This is a genomic window from Acaryochloris marina MBIC11017, assembly GCF_000018105.1.
Taxonomy (GTDB): Bacteria; Cyanobacteriota; Cyanobacteriia; order Thermosynechococcales; family Thermosynechococcaceae; genus Acaryochloris; species Acaryochloris marina.
Genome location: NC_009925.1, coordinates 3329432 through 3351392, shown reverse-complemented (window position 1 = coordinate 3351392; position 21961 = coordinate 3329432). Strand labels below are relative to the sequence as shown.

Genomic DNA, 21961 nt, shown 5'->3' with positions numbered 1-21961 from the left:
ACTAAAATGATTAAAAATTTTTAACAGAAAAACAGGGCTGATGACATGTTCTCAGAATTTATAAGTCCAATGATTACAAAATTCAAGTCAAATGAACATCCACATGTTGGATTTACCTTAGTGGAAGTCTTAGTTGGTCTCTTAGTAATTGTTGGCTTTATTAGTACTGCCATGCAAGCGTTAGTGACAGCCACAGTCTTTAAAGTGAAAGGGCAAGAACTCAGTGAAGCCACAACCTGGATCCAAGAAGATATAGAAAGGGTTCGATTTGAATCCAAGCGATTCGGTTTAGGTGAAGACGTTAACCTATCAGCCTGTCAGGCTATTGATAACACATCAGGATATGCGGCTCTCTTGCAAGATGAAATTAATGCAAATGCACCAGTAGATACTGACAAACTGAGCGCTATTGGTAATCGGCCATATACCCTTATACGTACCCCAGATCTCCCCTCTGATGCTCCATTCAATGTACTGAGCCTGGAATATCAAGTTGTATCTGCTGATAATATCCCTATTGCTGTCGTTCAAACTAAGGTCATTCCTGATAAATCGCTTGAATGCCCTTAGTTGATTTCGATAATGATAACTCGCAAGAAAATTTCATGATATTGCCTCAATATCAGCACAAAAGCTCTGGGTTTTCATTGCCTGAAGTCCTAGCGATCGTAGTGATTTCAGGCATATTTGCTGCCCTAGCAGCTCCTAGCTTTTTAGGCTGGATCAACAACAAAAGAATAGAAGATGTTTCCAAACAAGTAGAGGGAGCCCTAAAAGAAGCCCAAGCAACCGCCATTCGCACCAGTCAACAATGTAGCCTTAGCATTAGCAGTTCTTCTATCATAGCCAATCCTCAAAGCTGCTTACCAACAGGAACGCGGGATTTAACACAACTGGGTGGAGGCACAAGTCCTTCTGCTGTCACTTTGATCGCTGCAACCAACGACGATATACAGTTTTCCCCGAAAGGATCGACCTCTTCCGGTAATGTCTTAGTGTTTTTCCATCCCGATCAATCTCAAGGGATGCGTTGTCTAGCGATTACTGCAGGAATTGGAATTATTAGAATGGGTGAATTTAGAGGAAATCATCCACCCACTACCGCCCAGGCAGACGCAAGTAATTGCCATTCATCATAAGTGAACTACATAAGAACCCATCATCAGCTTCTTTTAGGAGTACTTAGCATCAACACACAGTTGATTTGTCAGGTGCTTTCAGGGCAAGCCAAACTTTCTATAACAATGGTAAAATTATTTTTCCAACGGCATAAAAATAATGCCTATGTCAATTTCGTGATTTGAATAACAGCTTTCTCAAAGCCATTCAAGTACCGTGAACTTTGACAAACAATGTTCTATTCATGATTTTATTCGCAATTGATATAAGTGAAAACTAAATTCCCTATAAAACAGGCCATTTATCAAAAACGCACCTCACAAGGATTTACACTCCCTGAGTTATTAGTTGCGGCTGTAATTAGCCTAGGCGTTGTAGCCATAGGTGGATTTGGATTAGTCTCTATCTTCCGCTCTAGCCAAGTTGCCAATGCTCAAAATGAGAGAAGAGTAGAACTCAATCGATCTTTAGATTTCATGGCTACCGAAGTTCGTCACGCTGACAGAATTCTTCTTGATGCAGACAACGAACCAGCTCCTCCGGGTTTTAATACCGCTCTACCCAGTGGAGCGGAATCAGTTCTTATGCTGAAAATGCCTGGTTTTACTGATGTCCAGCAGTCAGTCGTTTATTACACCGCTCCATCCCCTAACAACTTATGGTTAGGTCCCCAAGTAGTGTATAGATGGGGACCAAAACACAATGGTGATGGCACCTATGCAGATCCATCCGACCTAGCTAACTGGAGTCATGAACCACTGATTGATTCCATTCAGGATAATAGTACTTCTCCTAGCTGCCCAGACACAAACTGGACTGCGAATGGCAACTTGGGGTTTGGAGCTTGTGTAGATTCCACAGGCAAAATGGCTAAACTGTTTCATGCTGGAGTGTACGATACTCCATTGCAGGGTTCTGATATCTATACCGCTAACACAACAGTTGCAACCCGTAATTCGCGGATTGTTACCGTAACAGGTGGTTCCACAGTAACGATCTTAGAAAAATCTAAGATGGATATTAGGGTCTTAGGAAGTGAAATAACTTGTGGTGTAGGCGGCCCCCCCATCAATACTTCAGCAGCTTATGAACTCACTCATGGCCAGCAAATCAGCCAATCTGCGCTCTCAACAGTGGCTCCTTTAGGTGTGCAAACGAATATCTCAGTAGCGCCCGGAACTGAATTAGCCACTGATGGTGCATCAACCACTGGTGGATCATGTTCTCCAAACATTTCTGTATCATCGGACAATAATTCTAATCGTGTTTTAACACTACAGAATGGGGATTCAATTCCGGACTATACACCTTACGGTAATCAGTTACCTATTTCTACAATTACTCAAGGCTATATTGATACCAACCAAAGGGTGACCATTGCCGACAACCAAGTTATTTTTCTATTTGAATTAGGCAGTGGTAGCCCCGGTGATGATTCCTATGATTTTCAAGATATAGTCATTCTTGCAACCATCACTCCAGATTCTTCAACAACAGTCGCCCCAGATTCTTCAGGCTAATTAAATCTCTGCAATACGCAATTTGACGAACACAGTAGATAACTTAACAGACAATCTTTAGACGACAAAACTCGTCTCAGCCCCCTGTGCCGCTTGCCAACTGCGGGCATCAAAATAAAGATCTTCTAAGGAAATACTGTAGAGGGATTCCTTGAGTTTTTGGTGTAGGCGTTTCCAAAGGGTCAGGGTGACCCAATCTTCAGCCTGCTGGGTTGCAGCCGACTTTTCCGTAAAAGGTTCAACCGTTTCTCCAACCGCTTCCAAAATGTGCCCTAAGGAAATTTGGACCGGGGGACGGGCCAACTGATAGCCTCCTTTCGAGCCCCGAACCGACCGCACCAAACCCGCTTGTCGCAACTCTATCAGCAGCTTTTCCAAATAGGGGGCTGGGAGAGACTGCCGTTGTGAGATCACATTCACCGATGCCGGTCCAAAATTGGGCTGCAAACTCAAATCCAGCAACGCCTTTACACTATAGTGTCCCCGTGTCGTTAACTTCACCCTGATCTCCGTGTTATCAATCTATCGACAGGAATTCCGCCAAAAATTCGCTTGGGGTAACGTCTCAGCCTAAACTGTTAAGTTGATGGGCAACCCTGTTGATTGTTCATCTTACTGCCTAAACTTTTTTGAAATCATACATGTCCTTGCCTGAGACCGACCGTCGTACCAAAATTGTGGCCACCGTAGGGCCAGCCATCTCCAAGCCAGATATGCTGCGGGCGGTCATTGAAGCAGGGGCCACCACCCTCCGCCTCAACTTCTCCCACGGCACCCATGACGATCATCTGCGATCCATTCGTCTGATTCGGCAACTCTCTTATGAGATGAACCAGCCCGTTGCCATTCTGCAAGACCTGCAAGGGCCTAAAATCCGCCTTGGTAAATTCGCGGACGGCCCCATCACCCTCAAAAACGGTGATCCCTTTGCCTTGACGAGTCAGGCTATTCCCGGCACGCAAACCAGCAGCATGGTCACCTATTCCAAACTGGCTGACGAAGTGTCTGCAGGAGCCACCATTCTTCTCGATGATGGCCGAGTCGAGATGATCGTTGAATCTGTAGATCAATCTTCTAAGACCTTGAATTGCCGCGTCGTTGTGGGAGGCAAGCTCTCGGACTCTAAAGGTGTGAACTTTCCAGGAGTCTATTTATCCGTCAAAGCGCTCACCGATAAAGATCGCGAAGATTTACAATTCGGTCTGACCCATGGTGTCGATTGGGTTGCCCTCAGCTTCGTCCGCAATCCAGCAGACGTGATCGAGATTAAAGAAATCATTGCTAACGCAGGCAAATCCATCCCCGTCATTGCCAAGATCGAAAAACATGAAGCCATTACCCAAATGGAAGAGATTCTCAGCCTATGTGATGGGGTAATGATCGCTCGGGGTGACTTAGGGGTTGAGCTGCCTGCAGAGGATGTCCCGATTCTGCAAAAGCGGTTGATTGCCACGGCAAACCGTCTCGGCATTCCTGTGATTACGGCCACGCAAATGCTGGATAGCATGGTCAATTCCCCCAGACCCACGCGGGCAGAGGTCTCTGACGTGGCCAACGCCATTTTGGACGGCACTGATGCGGTGATGCTGTCCAATGAAGCCGCCGTCGGCAACTATCCTGTGGAAGCGGTGGCGACCATGGCCAAAATCGCAGAGCGGATTGATTATGAAAAAAATATTCAAAATCGTACTGCCCTAGACACCTCAGAAACTGCCATTCCCAGTGCCATTAGCCAAGCGGTTGGGCATATCGCCACTCAGCTCAAAGCCAAAGCGATTCTCACCTTTACCAAAACTGGATCGACCGGACGCAACGTTTCCAAATATCGGCCCAATATTCCCATTCTGGCTGTGACGCCCCATGTAGAGGTCGCTCGCCAACTGCAAATGGTTTGGGGTGTACAGCCGTTGCTGGTTCTCAATTTGCCCTCCATTGATGAAACCCTACAAGCCTCACTCAATGTGGCCCAGGAGAAAGGCTTAGTGGAAGAAGGCGACTTAGTAGTGGTGACCGCAGGCACTCTCCAGGGGGTCGCGGGGTCCACAGACTTTATCAAAGTCGAGATTGTCACCGCTGTTATGGGTCAGGGCACTGGCATTGGCAATGGCTCTGTGAGCGGCTTAGCTCGCGTCATTACAGCATCCAACGGTGTTAAAGGCTTTAATCGGGGCGATATTTTAGTAGCGAAGGAAACTGACGCTAGCCATGTCGATGCGATTCGCAAAGCCGCTGGCATCATTACTGAAGTCGGCGGTATGGACAGTCACGCTGCCGTATTAGGGCTGCGGTTGCGAATTCCAGTCATCGTCGGGGTTGAAAATGCAACTCGGATGATTCGGGATGGCACCCACCTTACGTTAGATATGAAAAAAGGGTTGGTCTACTCGGGCACCATGACGTCGCAAGCCCAAAGCTAACCCCACCAATACACCTAATTGGAGTTCACGTACTAGACTGGATCTTGGAGTCGCATCCTACCCACTCGATGCTTTGAGTTCATGAACACCATTGTTAGCGATCAAGCTGCCATCAATAACCAGTTATCTCAACGCTTTATTGCTTTAGATCCCGGTGGCTACTTTTTGATTTATCTCGATCGGCAAGCCCCAGCCATTTGTGCGGATCACTATGCCAATGACATTGATGACAAAGGCTTAGCCGTCGACCCAGATACGGGAGAACCCTTATCCTGTCGAGGTAAGGTGGAACGAAAACCCGATGCCAAGTTCCGAGCTAAGACAGCCAAGGAACTCTGTATTGCGATTTTTGAAGAGCCGCAAACTTGCCTGGTGACTAAGCTCGATCACGCGGCCTATTTGGGCCGTGAGTTTATCCGAGCTGAAATTGCCCTGGCCCAGGACCAAGAATATATCCAAGACTAACTAATATGAATGACTGAGCCACTCTCTACCCCTACCGCTAATTCCCCATCCATCAAAATTGCTGTGATTGGAGATATCCATGACGCTTGGGATGAAGAGGATCCAAAAGCGTTAGCGCAGCTCGGCGTCGATTTAGTGCTATTTGTGGGCGATTTTGGGAATGAAGCGGTGGAAGTGGTAGAGGCCGTTTCCAACCTAGAATTGCCCTATGCCGCTTCCTTTGGCAACCATGATGCCTGGTACACGGCCACACCTTGGGGTACCAAAAATTGTCCCTACGATCGCAGCAAGGAAGACTGGGTCCAGCAGCAGTTAGACCTGCTCGCCGATGCCCATGTGGGCTATTCTCAGCGTACGTTTCCCCGGCTCGATCTGAGCGTCGTGGGGGGGCGACCCTTTAGCTGGGGTGGACCTGACTGGCGCTGTGCCGGATTTTACCGCGATCGCTTTGGGGTCAAGGATTTTGAAGAGTCTACCGCGCAAATTGCCAAAGCTGCGGCCCAAGCCCCGTCCGAGACCATTATTTTTCTCGGGCATAATGGTCCCTCTGGGTTAGGCGATCAGGCGGAAGATCCCTGTGGAAAAGACTGGAAACAGCTAGGCGGAGATTTTGGTGATCCGGATTTGCGAGATGCGATCGCAACCACCCGAACCACCGGCAAGCGCGTTCCCCTCGTCACCTTTGGCCATATGCACCACAACCTGCGCCATACCAAAGCCGTTCAGCGCAAGCGACTCTGTGTAGATGAAGCAGGCACGGTCTATCTCAATGCTGCCTGTGTGCCACGGATTATCAAAACCGAGCAAGGATTGCAGCGTAATTTCTCTCTAGTAACGCTGCAAGACCATCAAGTCACGGACGTACAGCTCGCCTGGGTCGATGCCGGCCATCATATTGCTTCTTCAGAAACCTTATACTCCAAGGCTGCTCCTCCGACTGAGGTCATTCCGACATTAGTATCGTCTCCCTCTGAATAAACCGGGTCGTCTCCTTCTGAATAAGCTATGGCAGAGTTTCAGAATCATTCCGAACGCAATCGACGCTGGCGGCTGATCCTTGGGGGAGGTGAGGCAGATGGCATTGGTGCAGAGGGTGGGTTAACCCTCGATACCCAAGATACGGCGATGGATCAAACCTTGGCAACCCTGTACGAATCCCAGGGAAAACGCTCTGGCGGACTAGGGGGCTCATCTCCCAAAGTCGCCCGCTGGCTGGGGGATATTCGCAGCTACTTTCCTAGCTCCATTGTCCGGGTAATGCAGCAGGATGCCCTGGAACGACTGAACTTACAGCAGATGCTGTTAGAGCCAGAAATGCTAGCGGCAGTCGAACCGGATGTGCATCTAGTGGCCAATCTACTGTCCCTGAGTCAGGTGATGCCCAGCAAAACCAAAGAAACAGCCCGACTGGTGGTGCAGCGGGTGGTTGAGGACTTACTTCGCCAGCTCTCCAACCCCATGCAACAAGCCGTCCAGGGCAGTTTAAATCGATCGATTCGCAATCGTCGCCCGCGCCATCATGAAATTGACTGGCACCGGACCATTCGGGCTAACCTGCGTCATTATCAACCAGAGTATCGCACGATTATTCCTGAAACTCGGATTGGCTTTGGCCGCAAGCGCTCAGCCCTCCGCGATATTGTCCTCTGTGTGGATCAAAGCGGCTCGATGGCCACTTCTATGGTCTATGCCAGTATCTTTGCGGCAGTCTTGGCGTCTCTTCCTACGGTCAAGACTCAACTCGTCGTTTTCGATACGGCCATTGTTGATTTAACGGACCTGCTGCAAGACCCAGTGGATGTATTGTTTGGCACTCAACTGGGGGGTGGAACGGATATCAACCGCGCCTTAGGCTATTGCCAAGGCTTAATTCGCAGACCGGAGGAAACGATCCTAGTCCTCATTAGCGATTTGTATGAAGGGGGCAATCGGGAAGCGATGCTCAAGCGGGTTGCCTCCCTGGTCAATTCAGGGGTGCAGATGGTGACCCTATTAGCCCTGAGTGATGACGGTGCCCCTTACTTTGACCATAGCAATGCTGCGAAGTTTGCTACCCTGGGCATTCCTGCCTTTGCCTGCACGCCCGATAAGTTTGCGGACTTAATGGCTGCCGCCATCCAACGCCAAGATATCGGCCAATGGGCCGCCAAAGAAGAGATTGTCACCGCTTCGCAATGACCTCTGTATCCCAACAACGGTTTTATCAGGCCTGTCGCTGGCTGGTCGCCCCCTGGCTCCGCCATCGCCTTAACCTAGAGGTGATCGGCCTAGAGCATTTACCAACGGGAGCAGGCCTTCTGGTGTGCAACCATCGCTCCAATATTGATCCGTCGATTGTCAGCGTAGCGATTCCCCGCTATATCTCCTGGGTGACCGCAGCCTATATGCAGAATCTGCCCGTTACTCATTGGCTCATTCGGCGGACGGGGATGGTGTTGATGGAGGTGGAGGGTCAGGTCAAGCCCAGTTCTTTTAAGCAAGCCCTAGCCGTTCTATCCCGAGGAGCCTTGCTGGGGATTTTTCCCGAAGGTGAACGCTATATTTTTCAGAATGATTTTTCGGCTCCCCTAGCTGACTTTCATCGGGGCTTTGCAGTCCTCGCTCTGAAAGCCCAAGTGCCGATCGTGCCCATGATGATCTGCCCCCAACAGGAACAGCTAACTCGTCTCAGCATTCCCTCCAAACTGCAAAACCATATCGCCCAATCCCATGATTTGGCGCTAATTCAGCATATTCCTCAATACCAAGCGGTCAAAGTGGTGTTGGACAAACCCATTTTTCCCACCAGCGGAGTCAGGGAACTGATGACCGCCACCCGACAGGCCATGGATACTCTGCAACAGCAGCATTGGGGAACTCGCCATGTGATTGGAGTATGAACGACAGCACCACTGTTTGAGTCTGGTGATCGATTTTAAACTTCCAGAGTAAACGTTTGAAATCGACCATTCATCTCTAAGGGCATCTCCACAGCTTTTGTGGAACGGTCATACTTTGCGATTACAACCCAATACTGAAGCGCTATCTTGCAATAAACGCTAGATAACGGCCACCAACCAGATTTCTGACTCATGGTAAAGCGAAATCGGAGACTCATCCACCGTTACATTGCATCAACTCACCCAACCTCTTGCTATGGAAATATCATTACCGATCGGTACAAGACAAGGGAGCATTTTCACTGATGAGAATCGCCATACTCAGCATATTTTTAGGCAAACCTTGCCTACTTCATCACCGGACTTCAGCAAATTATCATCTGAATACGCCACCCAACCTGCATACTCAGACTGGAGCCTATAAACCAGCATCAACCTGACAAAAAGTGCTGAGCCAGCCATCGCCGCTCATCCCATAAGGAGTACAGCCTATGCCTGAGATAACCCCTCAGTGGTTTCGGGTCTTAGACCTAGACGAACTACCCGAAGGTCGGGTCAAAACCGTCGTTGCAGGTCATAAAAGTCTGGCCTTAACCCATCACCAAGGCCAGTATGGTGCCCTTGATAATCGCTGTCCTCACCAAGGCGGCCCCCTCGGCGAAGGCTCTATTGAAAATGGCCTGTTGCGCTGTCCTTGGCATGGGTGGGATTATTGCCCACTGACGGGGCAACCGCCCGGTGGCTTGGATGTCGATGATGCCCTCGAAACCTTTCCGGTTGAGGTGCGAGATGACGGTGTCTATGTGGGTTTACCCGTGGAGAAACCGCACATCCGCACCGTTAGCGATGTGATGGCTGAAACCATGGTGAATTGGGGCGTTACCCATGTATTTGGTATGGTAGGCCATTCGAATTTAGGACTGGCTGATACCCTACGCCGTCAGGAAGAACAGGGCAAGCTCACCTATATTGGCATTCGCCATGAAGGAGCCGCAGCCTTTGCTGCCTCCGCCTATGCCAAACTCACGGGTACCCCCGCTGCTTGTTTGACCATTGCTGGCCCCGGTGCAACCAACCTCCTGACCGGAATGTGGGACGCCAAAGTCGATTGTGCCCCCATCTTGGCTTTAACCGGACAGGTCAATTCTCAAGTCTTGGGGACTGGTAACTTTCAAGAATGTGATTTATCTGCCGCCTTTAGTGGGGTGGCAGCTTGGAGTCAAACGGTTCTTAGTCACAGCAAGCATGCCGAATTGATGACTCTGGCGATCAAGCATGCTCTCTTAGAACGCAATGTCTCTCACCTGATTTTTCCCGATGAGATTCAAGTCCAGCCTGCTGTTGATGTCCCTGCGGCAACGCCCACTGGACGCATCACCCCGCTGCAAATCGCGCCACCCCCGGAGTCTTTACAGCAGGCCATTGGCAAACTGAAACAGTCACGCCGCCCCGTCATCATTGTGGGTCATGGCGCTCGGTTTCATATGCCTGCGGTGATAGAACTAGCTGAACTTTTGGGCGCGCCCGTCCTAACAACCTTTAAAGGTAAAGGGCAGATTGCCGATGACCATCCTCTGGGATGTGGAGTATTGGGGCGCAGTGGTACTCCCATTGCCAGCTGGTTTATGAATGAGGCGGATGTGCTGTTGGTATTGGGGGCTTCTTTTTCTAATCACACGGGCATCTATCCAGGCAAACCGATTATTCAGGTAGATTTTGATCCGCTGGCCCTAGGTAAATTTCATCCCATCGAAGTTCCCGTTTGGGGGGAAATTAGTATTGTGGTGGAGCAGCTCAAGACCGCCCTCTCGATGCAGGTGGATACGGAGGATGTGCAATCTGAAATCGCCGAACGTTGGGCCATCTGGCGGGCAGAAAAAGCCCGGCGAGAATTGGATGACCGAGGACAAGGGCTAAACTCTGCCGCTATTTTTGCCGCCATGACGCGATGGGTGCCTGCTCATGCTGTAATTGCGGTGGATGTAGGCAACAACACCTATTCCTTTGGTCGATATTTTGAGTGTCAGGCTCAGTCCGTTTTAATGTCGGGATATCTCGGGTCCATCGGGTTTGCCTTCCCGGCTGCCATGGGCGCTTGGGCTGCCGCAGGCCATAAGCGTCCCATTGTGTCTGTATCAGGTGATGGCGGGTTTGGACAATATTTGGCGGAATTTACCACCGCCGTGAAGTACCAGATGAATATCACCCATATCCTGCTCCATAACGATCAGTTGGGCAAAATTTCTAAGGAGCAGAGAGCGGGGGAATGGGATGTCTGGCAAACCTCCTTACACAATCCTGATTTTTCCCAATATGCTCAGAATTGCGGTGGATTTGGAATCCGAGTCACCCAACCGGACGAACTAGATGATGCTATGGCCCAGGCCCTGGCTTATCAGGGGCCTGCACTCGTAGAAATCATGTCTGACCCAGAATTGATTTAGGCTGTCTGGTGCGGCCTACACCTTGAACCTATAAGACGTTTATACATCTACCCAGAGGAATTATGTCTGAACAGCTTACGAACATCACTCAGCACCAATGCCAAAATGCCCCGGCCAAATATGACGATCTCAAAGCCCTCTTTCTCAACTGCACCCTGAATCGCACCCCCGTTTTATCCCATACCGAAGGGGTGATTAAAATTGCCCAAACAATTTTTGAAGCTAATGGGGTGCAAACTAAGATTATTCGCCCCGTGGATTATGACATCCCGGCTGGTTTGGGCTTAGATATGTCCCAAACCGATGAATGGGATAAAGATGACTGGCCCCAACTTCAAAAAGAGGTGGATGCCACGGATATTTTGGTGCTATGTACCTCCGTGTGGCTGGGGGAGAAAAGCTCTGTTTGTAACCGAGTCTTAGAGCGCATATATGGCTATACCCATCTCCTCAACGACAAAGGCCAATATCGAGATTACGGAAAAGTGGGTGCAACTCTCATTACGGGCAATGAGGATGGGGTGAAGCATTGCGCCATGAATATTCTGTTTTCCCTCTCCCATATTGGCTATACCATCCCCCCCCAGGTGGATGCTGGCTGGTTAGGGGAAGTCGGTCCCGGCCCCTCTTATCTCGATCCCGGATCAGGTGGACCCGAGAATGATTTCACCAACCGTAATACCACTTTCTTAGCCTGGAACTGTATGCATATGGCCCGCCTCCTGAAAGACAATGGGGGGATTCCAGCTCATGGCAATTTACCGGATGCTTGGGATGCAGGGTGCAAAACAGACTTTAAGAATCCAGAACATAAACGATAGAGCTAATGCCGGTCGTCAGGCACACAGCCATTGCTATGCTTGACGACCGAATATTTTGAGAACAAAGATTCAGCAGTATCAAAACTGCAGCGTTATCTGCCCATTATTGGTTGTAGGCAGGGTTACGGGATTGCGATCGCTTTGCTCGTATCTTTTGATTGGCGTGCTGAGTATCCGGGGGTGACTGCACCTGCGAAGCAGCCCAGTTATAAGACGACACGATCAGCCCCGGCCCAAGGTTGGGGGCAGGCACCAAATCAGCAATGATGACGACACTTGCAAAGACAGCAGCCAGAATTTTTGGATTAATTTTGAGTGTGTCCATTAACTGGCGTCCTTATCAATGCAAACGAGCGATTCTTTTTTCTATCGTCACCATTAATTCAAAGGGGAGCTGTGACCGATTGCAATTTGCGATATGACACAGATCACAGCCTGTTGCTTAGAAGAGCTTAATTGAGCAAACTAGTAGTTTTATAGAGCAAAACCCATGAAAGCGGTCAAACAATCAAGAATTTCTTAATTTAATTCAATAGTACTATTTCCTAAATTTAATTTATGTGTCTGAGAAGACCATGAGTCTGACCTAAATTCTCAGCGCTCTGCACTAAGCATCTTTCAAAATGATGCGACGGTCATGCCTCTACCCCTATCAATTTCGCAACAATTTTCTGTCCTTCTGCCAATTCCGTTAGGTTGAAAGAGACCCAATCAAACTTCGCATTATGGCCAAGGTTGTCATTGTCGGCGCTGGACCCACAGGGGCAGCTTTAGCACTGATACTCGTTCAGCGAGGAATTGACGTCACATTAGTTGAAGCAGCCCGCAACTTTCGACGAACTTTTCGGGGTGAAGGTCTGATGCCCAGTGGCTTAGATGCTTTAGAACAAATGGGATTATTGGGGCTGATTGAAACAGTACCCCACCAAGCCCTAACGGCTTGGGAATATATCTTAGAAGGGCGCAGAATGTTCCAAGCCTCCGAACCGTTCCAAGCCAATACCCTGCCCTGCACTTTAGTATCACAACCCGATTTACTAGAGGCACTCGTCAAACAAGCCCAACAGCACCCCCAGTTTGAGTGGATTTCAGGCACTGCTGTCAAAGCATTACTACACAAGGAGCATCGAATTAATGGCGTCCAGCTAGGAGATGGTCGCACCTTAGAAGCGGATTTGGTAATCGGGGCAGATGGCCGTAATTCCCTCGTCCGTCAGCAGGCCAACCTAGAGATGGAAACCCTATCCCATGCCATTGATTTACTGTGGTTCAAGCTAGCAGATAGCTCCTGCCTTCCCCCAGAGAATATCTTTTATGCCATCGTGCATGGCTGCCAAACGATGGGCTTATTTCGCAGTGCGGAAGGCAGCTTACAGTTAGCCTGGGCTTTGTATGACGATGATCCGACCGATTGGAAGCAGGTAGATTGGCCTCCCAAGATTGCCGCTGCTTCCCCACCTTGGTTAGCACAGCACCTACTCCAACATGCTCAAGAGATTGAACGTCCACTCTTGCTGTCTGTAGTGGTGGGTCGTTGTCCTCACTGGTCAATGCCAGGGCTACTCATCTTAGGAGATGCCGCCCATCCCATGTCGCCAATTCGAGCCCAAGGGATTAATATGGCCCTCCGGGATGTGATTGTGGCAGCGAATCATCTGGTGCCGATACTGCAAGGCTCCGTGGACCTTGATAGGCTGGCTCAGGCTTTACCCACCATTCAAGCCGAGCGAGAACCAGAAATTATTGAGGCGCAAACCCTACAAAACGAAGAACTCGCTCAAGGCGATCGCCTCCGTCATAGCCCTCTATTACGAGGGATCGTCAAAGCGACCTTACCGTTTAGTGGCCCCATCATCCGAGCCTCTTGGCTGCGGCGGCAACAGCAGCTCAGACAGGGCGTGACTGAGGTTCGCCTCCAGGTTTAGATAGACCTGGCACAATAGAATGACATGTCCCCCACAGGAAGTCCTATGCAGCTTCATCTCTGTACCTGGTTAGAAGTTGAAACTTATCTGCAACGTTCCCAAGGCATTATTATGCCGATTGGCTCCACAGAACAGCATGGTCCTACGGGGTTGATTGGCACGGATGCCATTTGTGCCGAGGTGATTGCTAAAGGGGTCGGAGAAGCAACCGAAGCCCTGGTGGGTCCGACGATTAATGTCGGCATGGCCCTCCACCATACCGAATTCCCTGGCAGTATGAGTCTGCGTCCGTCTACTCTACTGTTGGTTATTCGAGACTATTTGGTGAGTCTGGCGCGGGCGGGATTTCGTCAGTTTTTCTTTATCAATGGTCATGGAGGGAATGTTGCTACCCTGAAAGCAGCTTTTTCAGAAACCTACGCCACAATTGCGGATTTAAACCTGCCGGAAGCGGATCAAACCCGATGCCGCCTCAATAACTGGTATATGAATTCCCAGGTCTATCAGTTGGCGAAAGAACTCTACGGCAATCGCGAAGGCTCCCACGCAACACCCAGCGAAGTGGCCGTCACCCAATTTGTCTATCCTGAAGCCATTAAAGATGCACCTCTGAATCCTGAAGTGGCCTCTGGACATCCGATTTATGGCGCCGCCAATTTCCGCCAACATTATCCGGATGGACGCATGGGGTCTGATCCGTCTTTAGCGACACCAGAACATGGGCGGAGTCTCTATGAAGCAGCGGTGGAATCCATTGCCAAGGATTACCAAAAGTTTTTAGGCACTCAGTAAGGATTGGGATTAGCCTTTAACCCTTGCTCGTATCATCGCCTTGCCCCAGCTGATGTCATGAGCGTAGTCTCAAAAAGGTCAATACCATCCAGAGTGGTATTGAAGAGGTTGGCATCCAAAAGATCGGCGTCGATCAGATTGGCATTGCTGAGATTCGCACCACTGAGGTTCGTCCCTCGGAAATTGGCATTGCTCAAGTCGGCACCGTCTAGGTTGGCATTGCTGAGATTCACATTGCTAAAGTTCGAGCCTCGGAGACTGGCGTTGCTGAGATTCACATGACTCAGATCAGCACCGATCAGGTTGGCATTGCTGAGATTCGCATTGCTGAGATCGGCACTATCCAAATTAGCGTTGCTGAGGTTCGCACCATTGAAGTCAGCTCCCCGCAGGTTGGCACTGCTCAAGTTGGCAACAAACAGATCAGCACCGAAGAGGTCTGCACTGCTGAGGTTGGTATAACTCAAGTTCGCACTGCGAAGATTGGCATTGCTGAGGTTCGCACCATTGAGATTGGCACGCTCAAGCATCGCCAAAATCAGATTCGCATCCCTCAAGATGGCATCACTGAGGTTAGCCTCGCAAAGGTCAGACCAACTAAGGTTCACCCCACTCAGATCAGCACTGTTGAGGATGGCATCCCGCAAATTGGCGGCACGCAGGTCAACGTTGCAGAGATCTTTGGTCTCTCCCCCCTCTGTCACTAATACATGGACTAACCTCCATTTCGGATCAATCTGCGTTTCATCCGAAATTTTGGCACCTTTGAGATTGGCACGGGCAAGGTGGGCATTATTTAGATTCGCTTCACTCAGATCGGTACCTCTAAGATCAGCACCACTTAAATCGGTCCCTTCGAGGATGGCAAAGCTGAAGTTGATATGGCTGAGATTGGCATTACTAAGGCTGACATCGCTGAGGTCTGCCAGAGGCAGGTTAATACTCTCATGGGAGTTTTCAGTACGCCACTGATTCCAAACATCAGAACCACGCAATACAAGCTGCAGTAAATCAGCATGGCTTAAACCACTTTCGATCTGAGTCTGACTCATAAATTCCTTTTTTCAGAAGAAATAAATCGATATCTAAGCTAATTCCTTACTTTAAACCCACTTTAATCTAAGTTTCTATGCTATTTCACTCAATTACAACCTAATCAGCCCAGCCATGATGGATCACTGAATCCTAGAGCCTTCTCTTGCCTATCACTTCAGGCTTTGGTGAGGCATGAAAGTCTTAGTTGTTTATGTACTGTTACCTAGGAGGACTTTTGCCACCGTTTTTTCCAAACTTTGGTGGGTTCTAAAGAGGACTGTTTTTGTGCTTGCTGGCGTCGATTCAGAATGGTAGAGGCAGGATCGATCAGCTGAGGATCGTGATAAGGAATAGAGGCGACCGTTTGCAGATGCTCTTGCTCTTGAGGCGTTAAGGCCAGGCAATCGGTTAGGGTGAACCCGGCAACGGTTCCAGTCGTGCGCCGACCCACAGGGGGACTGGCTGCGATCGCAAATCCTGCTGACATTAATCCCGTCCGCACCGCCGCTGCACAGGAATACGTCGCTAAGCGTCCTTGGGGATGGAGGCATTGCCTTAACAGCTGAAAAAACTCTACGGTCCAAAGCTGCGGACAGTTCGGGGGAGAAAACGGATCGAGAAAAATCGCATCTGCGAGAAACGGCTGTTTCAGAACCACCTGAAGGGTTTGACGAGCATCACCTACAAGTAATTGTGCCTGACAATCGGGGGATTGAATCTCTAGATCGTGAGCCAAAGTGTTTAAATAGGTCTGCACTCGGGGTGACCACGATTGCAATCCGGCATTTGCGATGGTCAAAGACCGGCCTTCGGCTATCGCAGCTCTCGGTACCACGGGATTCAGTTCGAGAGCATAAACCTGAACCTGGCAATCCGGGTTAACCTGCCAAATTGTCTCCAAAGCCAAAGCAGTGTTATACCCCAAGCCATAGCAAACATCTAGAATCTTGATCGGTCCCTGCTTCGCTTTTTCTGGCAGCAAGGTGGGATAGACAAATTTTCCTATGGCTTCCTGATGCGCTCCATAATGGCTATGGAAAGTTTCTCCAAACTCAGTGGAATAAAAAGTAAAGGAGCCATCACCTGTGAGTTGAGGGGTAAGCTGTTCTGCATTATCCATTGCCACTAACAGGTGCCATACAGCCCCTTCTCATTACTCATCGAACCTCAACCAGATTAAGCGATAGTGATGGTATCTGATCCTTACTCCCAGAATTTATGAGATCTCTAGAACATAAGAGGTTAATCGGAATTCATAATCTAAGGGAAGTATCTCTAGGAAGCTGGTTTACGCAATTAGACTGGCTGCAAAAATTTCCCATACATCTCCCATAAATTGCAGATTAGACACCAACAAATCATTCCAGCTCAATGTTAACGATCATCTCATGATGATTAAAACCATTGTCAGCAGCTTGATCTATGGGCAAGTTGCCACACTCGCAAAATTAGCATTGGTCTCTACATCAGCCGGATTAAAGGCACCTGTGTTATTAGTCAGGACATTGGCCCGATCTGCGATTTGAAAGTCTCCTGCGCCAGTACTAATAAAATGAAAGCCAGCTCCACCAGGAGTATTGACAGTGTTGGTACTTAAGGTCAAACAGAAGTTAGTATTTGCCGTATGTCTTGCTTGTATGCCATCTCCCCCTGGATTCGCAATCGTATTGCCAGTCAGAGTCACTGTTGCATTTGCATTCTGTTCAATTCTGTCAAAGAAAACACCATGAGCACCAGCATCATTAATGGTGTTATCACTAATCGTGATATTGGCAGTGGTAGTATTTTCAATATCGTCAAACTCAATACCATCTGCACCTAAATTATTCATCTGATTATTTGCAATCGTAATATTGGCCACAGCTGAGTTTTCAATAAAGTCAAACTCAATCCCTTCTTGACCAATAGTGTTAAAAACATTATTGGCGATTTGAATATTAGCAGTGGCAGTATTTTGGATATCGTCAAATTCAATACCCTCAGTAGCTATATTAGTTATTTGATTGTTATCGATTGTAATATTGGCCATGGATGAGTTTTCAATAAAGCCAAATTCAATACCTTCTTGCCCAATAGTATTGAGAACATTATTTGAGATTCTGATAGTGGCAGTAGCAGTATTTTCGATATCATCAAACTCAATACCTTCCAAGCTTGTATTGGTTATCTGATTATTATCAATTGTTATATTCGCCACGGCCGAGTTTTCAATCAAATCAAACTCAATACCCTCTTCATCAATATCAGTCAGAATATTATTTGAGATGATGATATTCGTAGTAGTTCTATTTTCTAAATCATCAAATTGAATACCAATGTCCCCTGCATTGGTGATTTGGTTGTTGTCAATCAAAATGGTCGATTGAGCATTATTCTCAAAAAAACCGAATTCGATCCCTTCGAAAGCAACATCAGTGATTTGATTATTGGTAATCGTAATATTGGCGACTGCATTCCCTTCAATATCATCAAACTCAATGCCATCATCAGTTCTCCGACTGCCACCATCAATGCGATTGTTATTAACTGTGATCGTGACATTAGCATCGTTATTAATCGTGTCAAAATGAATCGCATCATTATTCGTATTATTGACTTGATTATTGGCAACAGTAATCGTAACTTCCCCAGTATCAGCAAAGTCATTTACATGGATACCTCGAGACCCGGCATCCGTAATTTGATTGTTCTCTATGGTCACAGTGCCTGTAGGATTAGTGAGTTCAATTCCACTCCTAGAGCTACTGATCGCACTATTCCGAATCGTCATGCTAGCAATATTAGTTCCATCAATTGCATCAACCCTCGTAGCATTCGTTGCGATCTGCACACCATCAATGGTGTTGTTATTGGCTAGTGTCACCGTATTGGTATTAGCTCCAGTCGTTGTTAAAGTCGGTGCTCCATTCCCCGTGGGATCCGTGATGGTAATATTCGCCAGCACATTGGCAGGTCCCCCCGCCCCAACCGTCACAGAACCATTCAAGAAACTCACCAACGTCTGACCATCCTGTAATTGGAACGTATTATTCCCATTACTCCCAGCAGCATCAATGACATCTGTGCCTGAATTATCCACCAACACAATCACATCATTCGGATTAGTATTCGTCTCTCCTAAAGGCACATCTGCTGGATTCGTGCGTGTTCCTGTACCACCGGGCACATTATCCACATAGAACACATCTGAGAACCGAAGGCCAGGGCTATCTGCAAAGGCAATATCCAGGAAGTTATAGGTACCATTTGCCCCCACCGCACTAGCATCAATGGGAGTCGTCGCTGCAATCGTACTGGGAGTATCGGTCGTCTGCTCTCCATCGCCAAAGGTAAAGTTGGCATTGGCATTATTCAATTGCGCCCCAACATTCACCCCCGCAATCGAACTGGGCGTATCTCCAGCCGTATTTGTTGGATCACCTAAGGTAATCACTCGATTGCCCGTGGTATTCGTCAGGTCAATCCCCGTGCCCACATTGCCCGTATTCGTAATCGCTACCGTGGGAGCTGTGACACCAACATTCGCTCCCGCTAGATTAATTCCTGTTCCCGTAAAGCCATTAATCGTCAATGCCCCCAAGTTAAACACTGTAGTGGCATCATTAATTCCCGAGAGATCTAAGCCATCTAGCCCAGCATTGGTGATGGTTACGGGACCAAAGGTATAGGTTCCAGTACTATTGGTCGCTAAGAACCCATCTCCAGTGGTGTTGGCAATCGTAGTGGTTCCAGATACACCCACCGAACCTATCACTGTATCCAGGTTGATGCCATTCGTTCCCCCAGTCGAAGACACTGAATCAAAGGTGATATTGGCCGCTATATTGTTGAGATTCAGGGCAGTACCACTGGTTGTGGTGACCGATTCATCTTCACTTGTGGCAGCGACATTGACGGTACCGCCATTGGTGGCGTTAAATCCAGTCCCTGTGGTGGTATCAATATCTAAGCCCCCATTAAAGGCAATGGTACTGCCTGTATTATTTGTCAGGTTTACTCCAGGTGCCGTACTCGTATTGGCCGTGACTAGACCATTAAAGGTCGTAGTGCTTCCTGTCTTGTCAGTGATATTGACCGCACTCGCAGGATTGTTTTGAGTAATGGTGCCGTTATAAGTAATCGTGGTGGTGCCACCTACAACATTGAGCGCCGCATTGGTGGTATCGGTAATCGAGCTGGTGGCATCAAAGATAAAGGTGCCATCTCCGCTCGTAATCTCTAGGCCGTTATCGTCAGCATTGGTGATATCGACATTAGTGGCCGTGATAGTTCCTGATGGGTTGGCAAACTGGAGACCGTCTCCACCTGAATTGGAGATATTGACATTGGTGAGGGTGGTGGTGCCTGTGGCATTGAGGATCTGAATGGCGGGACCTGTGGCGTTGTTGCTTACAACGTTGGTTAAGGTCGTGTTGGCGGCATTGACGATAACGTCTGTGGCGTTGTTGTTGAAGACCACATTATCAATGATGGTGTTGGTGGAGGGGGTGATCTGAACGCCAGCGACGGTGAAATTGCTGAGGTTGCTGTTACGGATGGTGGTGTTGGTGGCGCCTGTAACGGCGGCGATTCCCCGAGGAGCTGTATTTTGCCCGTTGAAGGCGAGACCGTCAATGGTGTTGTTGTTGGCAAGGGTGAGGACGTTGTTGTTCGCCCCATTGACCAGTTGGGGTTGTCCGGCATCGAAGACAGTGACTGAACCCAGATTGGGGACGGTGAAAACAAAGTTGGGGGTGGTGCCAATGCCAAGGGCCTGTTGTCCTGTTTTGAGAGTAAGGGAATTTCCTAGACCTGTCTGGGTATCAATGGAGCCTGCATCATCTAAGAAAAATAAAACGTCATTCGCTTGGGTAATGGAGCTAGTAGCCTGGGCAACTGTCAAGGGATTGGTTTGGGTACCATCACCTGCTGTGCCATCGCCATCCACAAAGAAGATATTGAGGGGTTGTCCGGTGGCAGGGTTGAGAGCAACTTGAGATGTGATAGCGGAAATCTGTGGGCCTAGGGGCGAGAGGGTGCTTTGACCAACTACGGCTGCTTGAAGTTCGGTAAGGGAGATGGGGCGGTTGATGTCCTGAGCAAAGGTGGTGATTTCGTAGTGGCGTTCAATGGGGCGGCGGGCTAACCGCTGGGTTAGGCTCAAAGGTTCAGATCGTTGGGGGCCACCAAAGGGAATTCCGAGGCGGACAAAGCCCTCGAGTTCGGATCCACGGGTTTCATCGAAGCGGAAGCGGCTGCCGACTTGGAGGAGTCCCCCATTCATACCTAAAGGGTCTTGGACTTCGAGTTGGGCACGGGCCATGGGGCCATCGATGCTGAGGGTTTCGCTGCTATCGAAGAAGAAATAGCCACCAAAGAGACCGAGGCTGACTTTGTCACTAAAGTGATGACGATGACCGACTTCAAAATCAAAGCCTGCGAGGGCGCGTTCTTGGGCGGTGAGGGTAATGTCTTGTCGGACGATGTTAGTGCCTAGGCCATTGGCTCTGGGCTGGATGCCGAGGACATCATTGATGGTGCGTTGACCAACGGTATTGGGGTTACTGCCGGGGAGGTAGCCGTTGACTCGAAATTCGAATTTCTTGCTAATGAGTTCTGCGCCGAGGCTGCCTTGGTGATATTGAAAGCCATTTTCACTGCGGGTGGTGTCGTAGAAGGCATGGGTGCCCAGGATCCAGGGATTCTCTTCGGCGGTATTGAGGACGCGACGATAGGCAAGACCGAGGTTCCCCAGGAAGGTTTCGTTGCTGCCTGCTTCAAAGTGGACGTCGGCAAAAGCGAAGGATTTCTCGTCTTGGAAGAAGGGGAGTCGAAGGTTGAGCACGCCAAATTGGCGACGGGTGCTGCCTCGAAATTCAGCATCGACGAAGTAGGGGATGTCGAGGCTGGCTGAAGGTGCGGGTTCTTCTAAAGTCTGGGATGGAGCGTCCGAAGGGGCTTGGGGAGGAAGATTAGTCTCTTCTGTGGAGGCGGGTTCAGCTTGAGCGGTCGCGTTGGCTGGAATGGGAGAGTTTGGTTTTGCGGTAAGGGTTTGAGTCTTTGGTATCCATCCAGCTTCGGCTAGGGTGCGAGGAGAATGGGGCAATACCGAGGTGTTACCGTCTGGAGAAGGGCCTTGAGCCTTAACACTGGCGAGGGTGAGGTCTTGTTTCAGGTTAGATTCGGTCTGACCAGAGATAGCCTTTGGCTTGAGTGCAAGGTCTAAGTCAGCCATTGGGGTGAAGTGAGCAGAGACAATTGCTGGTGTAGAGGACGCATCCTCTTCCTCAAAAGAAGTAGGCAACGGATCTAAAGGAGTAATAAGTGCTTTTTGTGTGGCACTAGCGGTAAGGGGGCACAGACCGGATATCAGCACACTGAGGGTTAAGGCTTGCCCCCAATGAGGAAATAACAGGGGGTTGATGATCAGACGTCTAGCCATTTTGATATCTCACTTACATTCCAATTCAGAACAAGTCCACTTGTGGGGGCGTGGAAGGCACCACAAACTCGACTGCGAATTGAAACATTCGCAATCAGCATGAGCTAAGAGCACGAGAATCTC

Annotated in this window: 18 protein-coding genes; 12 read left to right on the top strand and 6 right to left on the bottom strand. The window is 49.0% G+C overall.

What is annotated here, in order from left to right; genetic code table 11:
- Window positions 1–45: 45 nt before the first annotated feature.
- The 3 genes from AM1_RS15060 to AM1_RS15050 all read left to right on the top strand — a co-directional run bounded on the left by AM1_RS15060 (window position 46) and on the right by AM1_RS15050 (window position 2639).
- A complete protein-coding gene (locus tag AM1_RS15060; RefSeq protein WP_238548983.1) occupies window positions 46–570 on the top strand; it encodes a hypothetical protein in 525 nt (174 codons plus the stop codon).
- Between the two features lie 35 nt (window positions 571–605).
- A complete protein-coding gene (locus tag AM1_RS15055) occupies window positions 606–1139 on the top strand; it encodes a pilus assembly FimT family protein (protein ID WP_012163717.1) in 534 nt (177 codons plus the stop codon).
- A 249-nt stretch (window positions 1140–1388) separates the two neighbouring features.
- Window positions 1389–2639 carry a PulJ/GspJ family protein gene (locus tag AM1_RS15050; RefSeq protein ID WP_012163716.1) on the top strand — a complete coding sequence of 417 codons (1251 nt, stop codon included), beginning with the start codon at window positions 1389–1391 and terminating at the stop codon, window positions 2637–2639.
- A gap of 57 nt (window positions 2640–2696) precedes the next feature.
- On the opposite strand, the gene AM1_RS15045 is transcribed toward AM1_RS15050, so the two are convergent.
- Entirely contained in the window at window positions 2697–3140 is a 444-nt protein-coding gene (locus AM1_RS15045; RefSeq protein ID WP_012163715.1) for an Rrf2 family transcriptional regulator, read from the bottom strand.
- A 140-nt stretch (window positions 3141–3280) separates the two neighbouring features.
- Between AM1_RS15045 and pyk the strand changes: the two genes are divergently transcribed.
- The 5 genes from pyk (at window position 3281) to AM1_RS15020 (ending at window position 8400) form a co-directional block, all read left to right on the top strand.
- On the top strand, window positions 3281–5056 hold the full coding sequence (gene pyk / locus AM1_RS15040; protein ID WP_012163714.1) for a pyruvate kinase: 1776 nt from the start codon (window positions 3281–3283) through the stop codon (window positions 5054–5056).
- Window positions 5057–5137: 81 nt separating this feature from the next.
- The gene (locus AM1_RS15035; protein ID WP_010471269.1) at window positions 5138–5521 is read left to right on the top strand and encodes a DUF4346 domain-containing protein; all 384 of its coding nucleotides are present in this window, start codon (window positions 5138–5140) and stop codon (window positions 5519–5521) included.
- Between the two features lie 9 nt (window positions 5522–5530).
- Window positions 5531–6499 (top strand): TIGR04168 family protein, encoded by a 969-nt coding sequence (locus AM1_RS15030; RefSeq protein ID WP_012163713.1) that lies wholly within the window; start codon window positions 5531–5533, stop codon window positions 6497–6499.
- Between the two features lie 27 nt (window positions 6500–6526).
- Complete coding sequence (locus AM1_RS15025) at window positions 6527–7699, top strand: VWA domain-containing protein (protein WP_012163712.1); 1173 nt, start codon at window positions 6527–6529, stop codon at window positions 7697–7699.
- Window positions 7696–8400, top strand: a complete 705-nt coding sequence (locus AM1_RS15020; protein ID WP_012163711.1) for a lysophospholipid acyltransferase family protein — start codon at window positions 7696–7698, stop codon at window positions 8398–8400. The genes AM1_RS15025 and AM1_RS15020 overlap by 4 nt, the downstream gene beginning before the upstream one ends.
- Window positions 8401–8435: 35 nt before the next feature.
- Here AM1_RS15020 and AM1_RS41030 read toward each other — a convergent pair whose 3' ends face one another.
- Window positions 8436–8594, bottom strand: a complete 159-nt coding sequence (locus AM1_RS41030) for a hypothetical protein (RefSeq protein ID WP_187152885.1) — start codon at window positions 8592–8594, stop codon at window positions 8436–8438.
- Between the two features lie 297 nt (window positions 8595–8891).
- On the opposite strand from AM1_RS41030, the gene AM1_RS15015 reads away from it, so the two are divergent.
- The gene (locus AM1_RS15015; protein ID WP_012163709.1) at window positions 8892–10844 is read left to right on the top strand and encodes a thiamine pyrophosphate-binding protein; all 1953 of its coding nucleotides are present in this window, start codon (window positions 8892–8894) and stop codon (window positions 10842–10844) included.
- Between the two features lie 62 nt (window positions 10845–10906).
- Entirely contained in the window at window positions 10907–11665 is a 759-nt protein-coding gene (locus AM1_RS15010; RefSeq protein WP_012163708.1) for a flavodoxin family protein, read from the top strand.
- A 103-nt stretch (window positions 11666–11768) separates the two neighbouring features.
- On the opposite strand, the gene AM1_RS15005 is transcribed toward AM1_RS15010, so the two are convergent.
- Window positions 11769–11990 carry a hypothetical protein gene (locus AM1_RS15005; RefSeq protein WP_012163707.1) on the bottom strand — a complete coding sequence of 74 codons (222 nt, stop codon included), beginning with the start codon at window positions 11988–11990 and terminating at the stop codon, window positions 11769–11771.
- Window positions 11991–12390: 400 nt separating this feature from the next.
- Between AM1_RS15005 and AM1_RS15000 the strand changes: the two genes are divergently transcribed.
- The gene (locus AM1_RS15000; protein ID WP_012163706.1) at window positions 12391–13590 is read left to right on the top strand and encodes an FAD-dependent oxidoreductase; all 1200 of its coding nucleotides are present in this window, start codon (window positions 12391–12393) and stop codon (window positions 13588–13590) included.
- 45 nt (window positions 13591–13635) lie between these two features.
- Complete coding sequence (locus tag AM1_RS14995; protein ID WP_041659885.1) at window positions 13636–14382, top strand: creatininase family protein; 747 nt, start codon at window positions 13636–13638, stop codon at window positions 14380–14382.
- 32 nt (window positions 14383–14414) lie between these two features.
- On the opposite strand, the gene AM1_RS14990 is transcribed toward AM1_RS14995, so the two are convergent.
- From AM1_RS14990 to AM1_RS14980, 3 genes are all read right to left on the bottom strand, one after another.
- Window positions 14415–15434, bottom strand: a complete 1020-nt coding sequence (locus AM1_RS14990; RefSeq protein ID WP_012163704.1) for a pentapeptide repeat-containing protein — start codon at window positions 15432–15434, stop codon at window positions 14415–14417.
- A gap of 206 nt (window positions 15435–15640) precedes the next feature.
- Window positions 15641–16537, bottom strand: coding sequence for a tRNA (5-methylaminomethyl-2-thiouridine)(34)-methyltransferase MnmD (locus tag AM1_RS14985; protein WP_012163703.1), 897 nt, complete (start codon window positions 16535–16537; stop codon window positions 15641–15643).
- A gap of 300 nt (window positions 16538–16837) precedes the next feature.
- Window positions 16838–21838, bottom strand: a complete 5001-nt coding sequence (locus tag AM1_RS14980) for an inverse autotransporter beta-barrel domain-containing protein (protein WP_012163702.1) — start codon at window positions 21836–21838, stop codon at window positions 16838–16840.
- Window positions 21839–21961 lie beyond the last annotated feature (123 nt).

Excerpts from the sequence above, each read along its gene's own strand:
- AM1_RS15060 (WP_238548983.1), top strand. The coding sequence starts at position 46 with ATGTTCTCAGAATTTATAAGTCCAATGATTACAAAATTCAAGTCAAAT.
- AM1_RS15055 (WP_012163717.1), top strand. The coding sequence starts at position 606 with ATGATATTGCCTCAATATCAGCACAAAAGCTCTGGGTTTTCATTGCCT.
- pyk (WP_012163714.1), top strand. The coding sequence starts at position 3,281 with ATGTCCTTGCCTGAGACCGACCGTCGTACCAAAATTGTGGCCACCGTA.
- AM1_RS15035 (WP_010471269.1), top strand. The coding sequence starts at position 5,138 with ATGAACACCATTGTTAGCGATCAAGCTGCCATCAATAACCAGTTATCT.
- AM1_RS15030 (WP_012163713.1), top strand. The coding sequence starts at position 5,531 with ATGACTGAGCCACTCTCTACCCCTACCGCTAATTCCCCATCCATCAAA.
- AM1_RS15025 (WP_012163712.1), top strand. The coding sequence starts at position 6,527 with ATGGCAGAGTTTCAGAATCATTCCGAACGCAATCGACGCTGGCGGCTG.
- AM1_RS15020 (WP_012163711.1), top strand. The coding sequence starts at position 7,696 with ATGACCTCTGTATCCCAACAACGGTTTTATCAGGCCTGTCGCTGGCTG.
- AM1_RS41030 (WP_187152885.1), bottom strand. The coding sequence starts at position 8,594 with ATGAGTCAGAAATCTGGTTGGTGGCCGTTATCTAGCGTTTATTGCAAG.
- AM1_RS15015 (WP_012163709.1), top strand. The coding sequence starts at position 8,892 with ATGCCTGAGATAACCCCTCAGTGGTTTCGGGTCTTAGACCTAGACGAA.
- AM1_RS15010 (WP_012163708.1), top strand. The coding sequence starts at position 10,907 with ATGTCTGAACAGCTTACGAACATCACTCAGCACCAATGCCAAAATGCC.
- AM1_RS15005 (WP_012163707.1), bottom strand. The coding sequence starts at position 11,990 with ATGGACACACTCAAAATTAATCCAAAAATTCTGGCTGCTGTCTTTGCA.
- AM1_RS15000 (WP_012163706.1), top strand. The coding sequence starts at position 12,391 with ATGGCCAAGGTTGTCATTGTCGGCGCTGGACCCACAGGGGCAGCTTTA.
- AM1_RS14995 (WP_041659885.1), top strand. The coding sequence starts at position 13,636 with ATGCAGCTTCATCTCTGTACCTGGTTAGAAGTTGAAACTTATCTGCAA.
- AM1_RS14990 (WP_012163704.1), bottom strand. The coding sequence starts at position 15,434 with ATGAGTCAGACTCAGATCGAAAGTGGTTTAAGCCATGCTGATTTACTG.
- AM1_RS14985 (WP_012163703.1), bottom strand. The coding sequence starts at position 16,537 with ATGGATAATGCAGAACAGCTTACCCCTCAACTCACAGGTGATGGCTCC.
- AM1_RS14980 (WP_012163702.1), bottom strand. The coding sequence starts at position 21,838 with ATGGCTAGACGTCTGATCATCAACCCCCTGTTATTTCCTCATTGGGGG.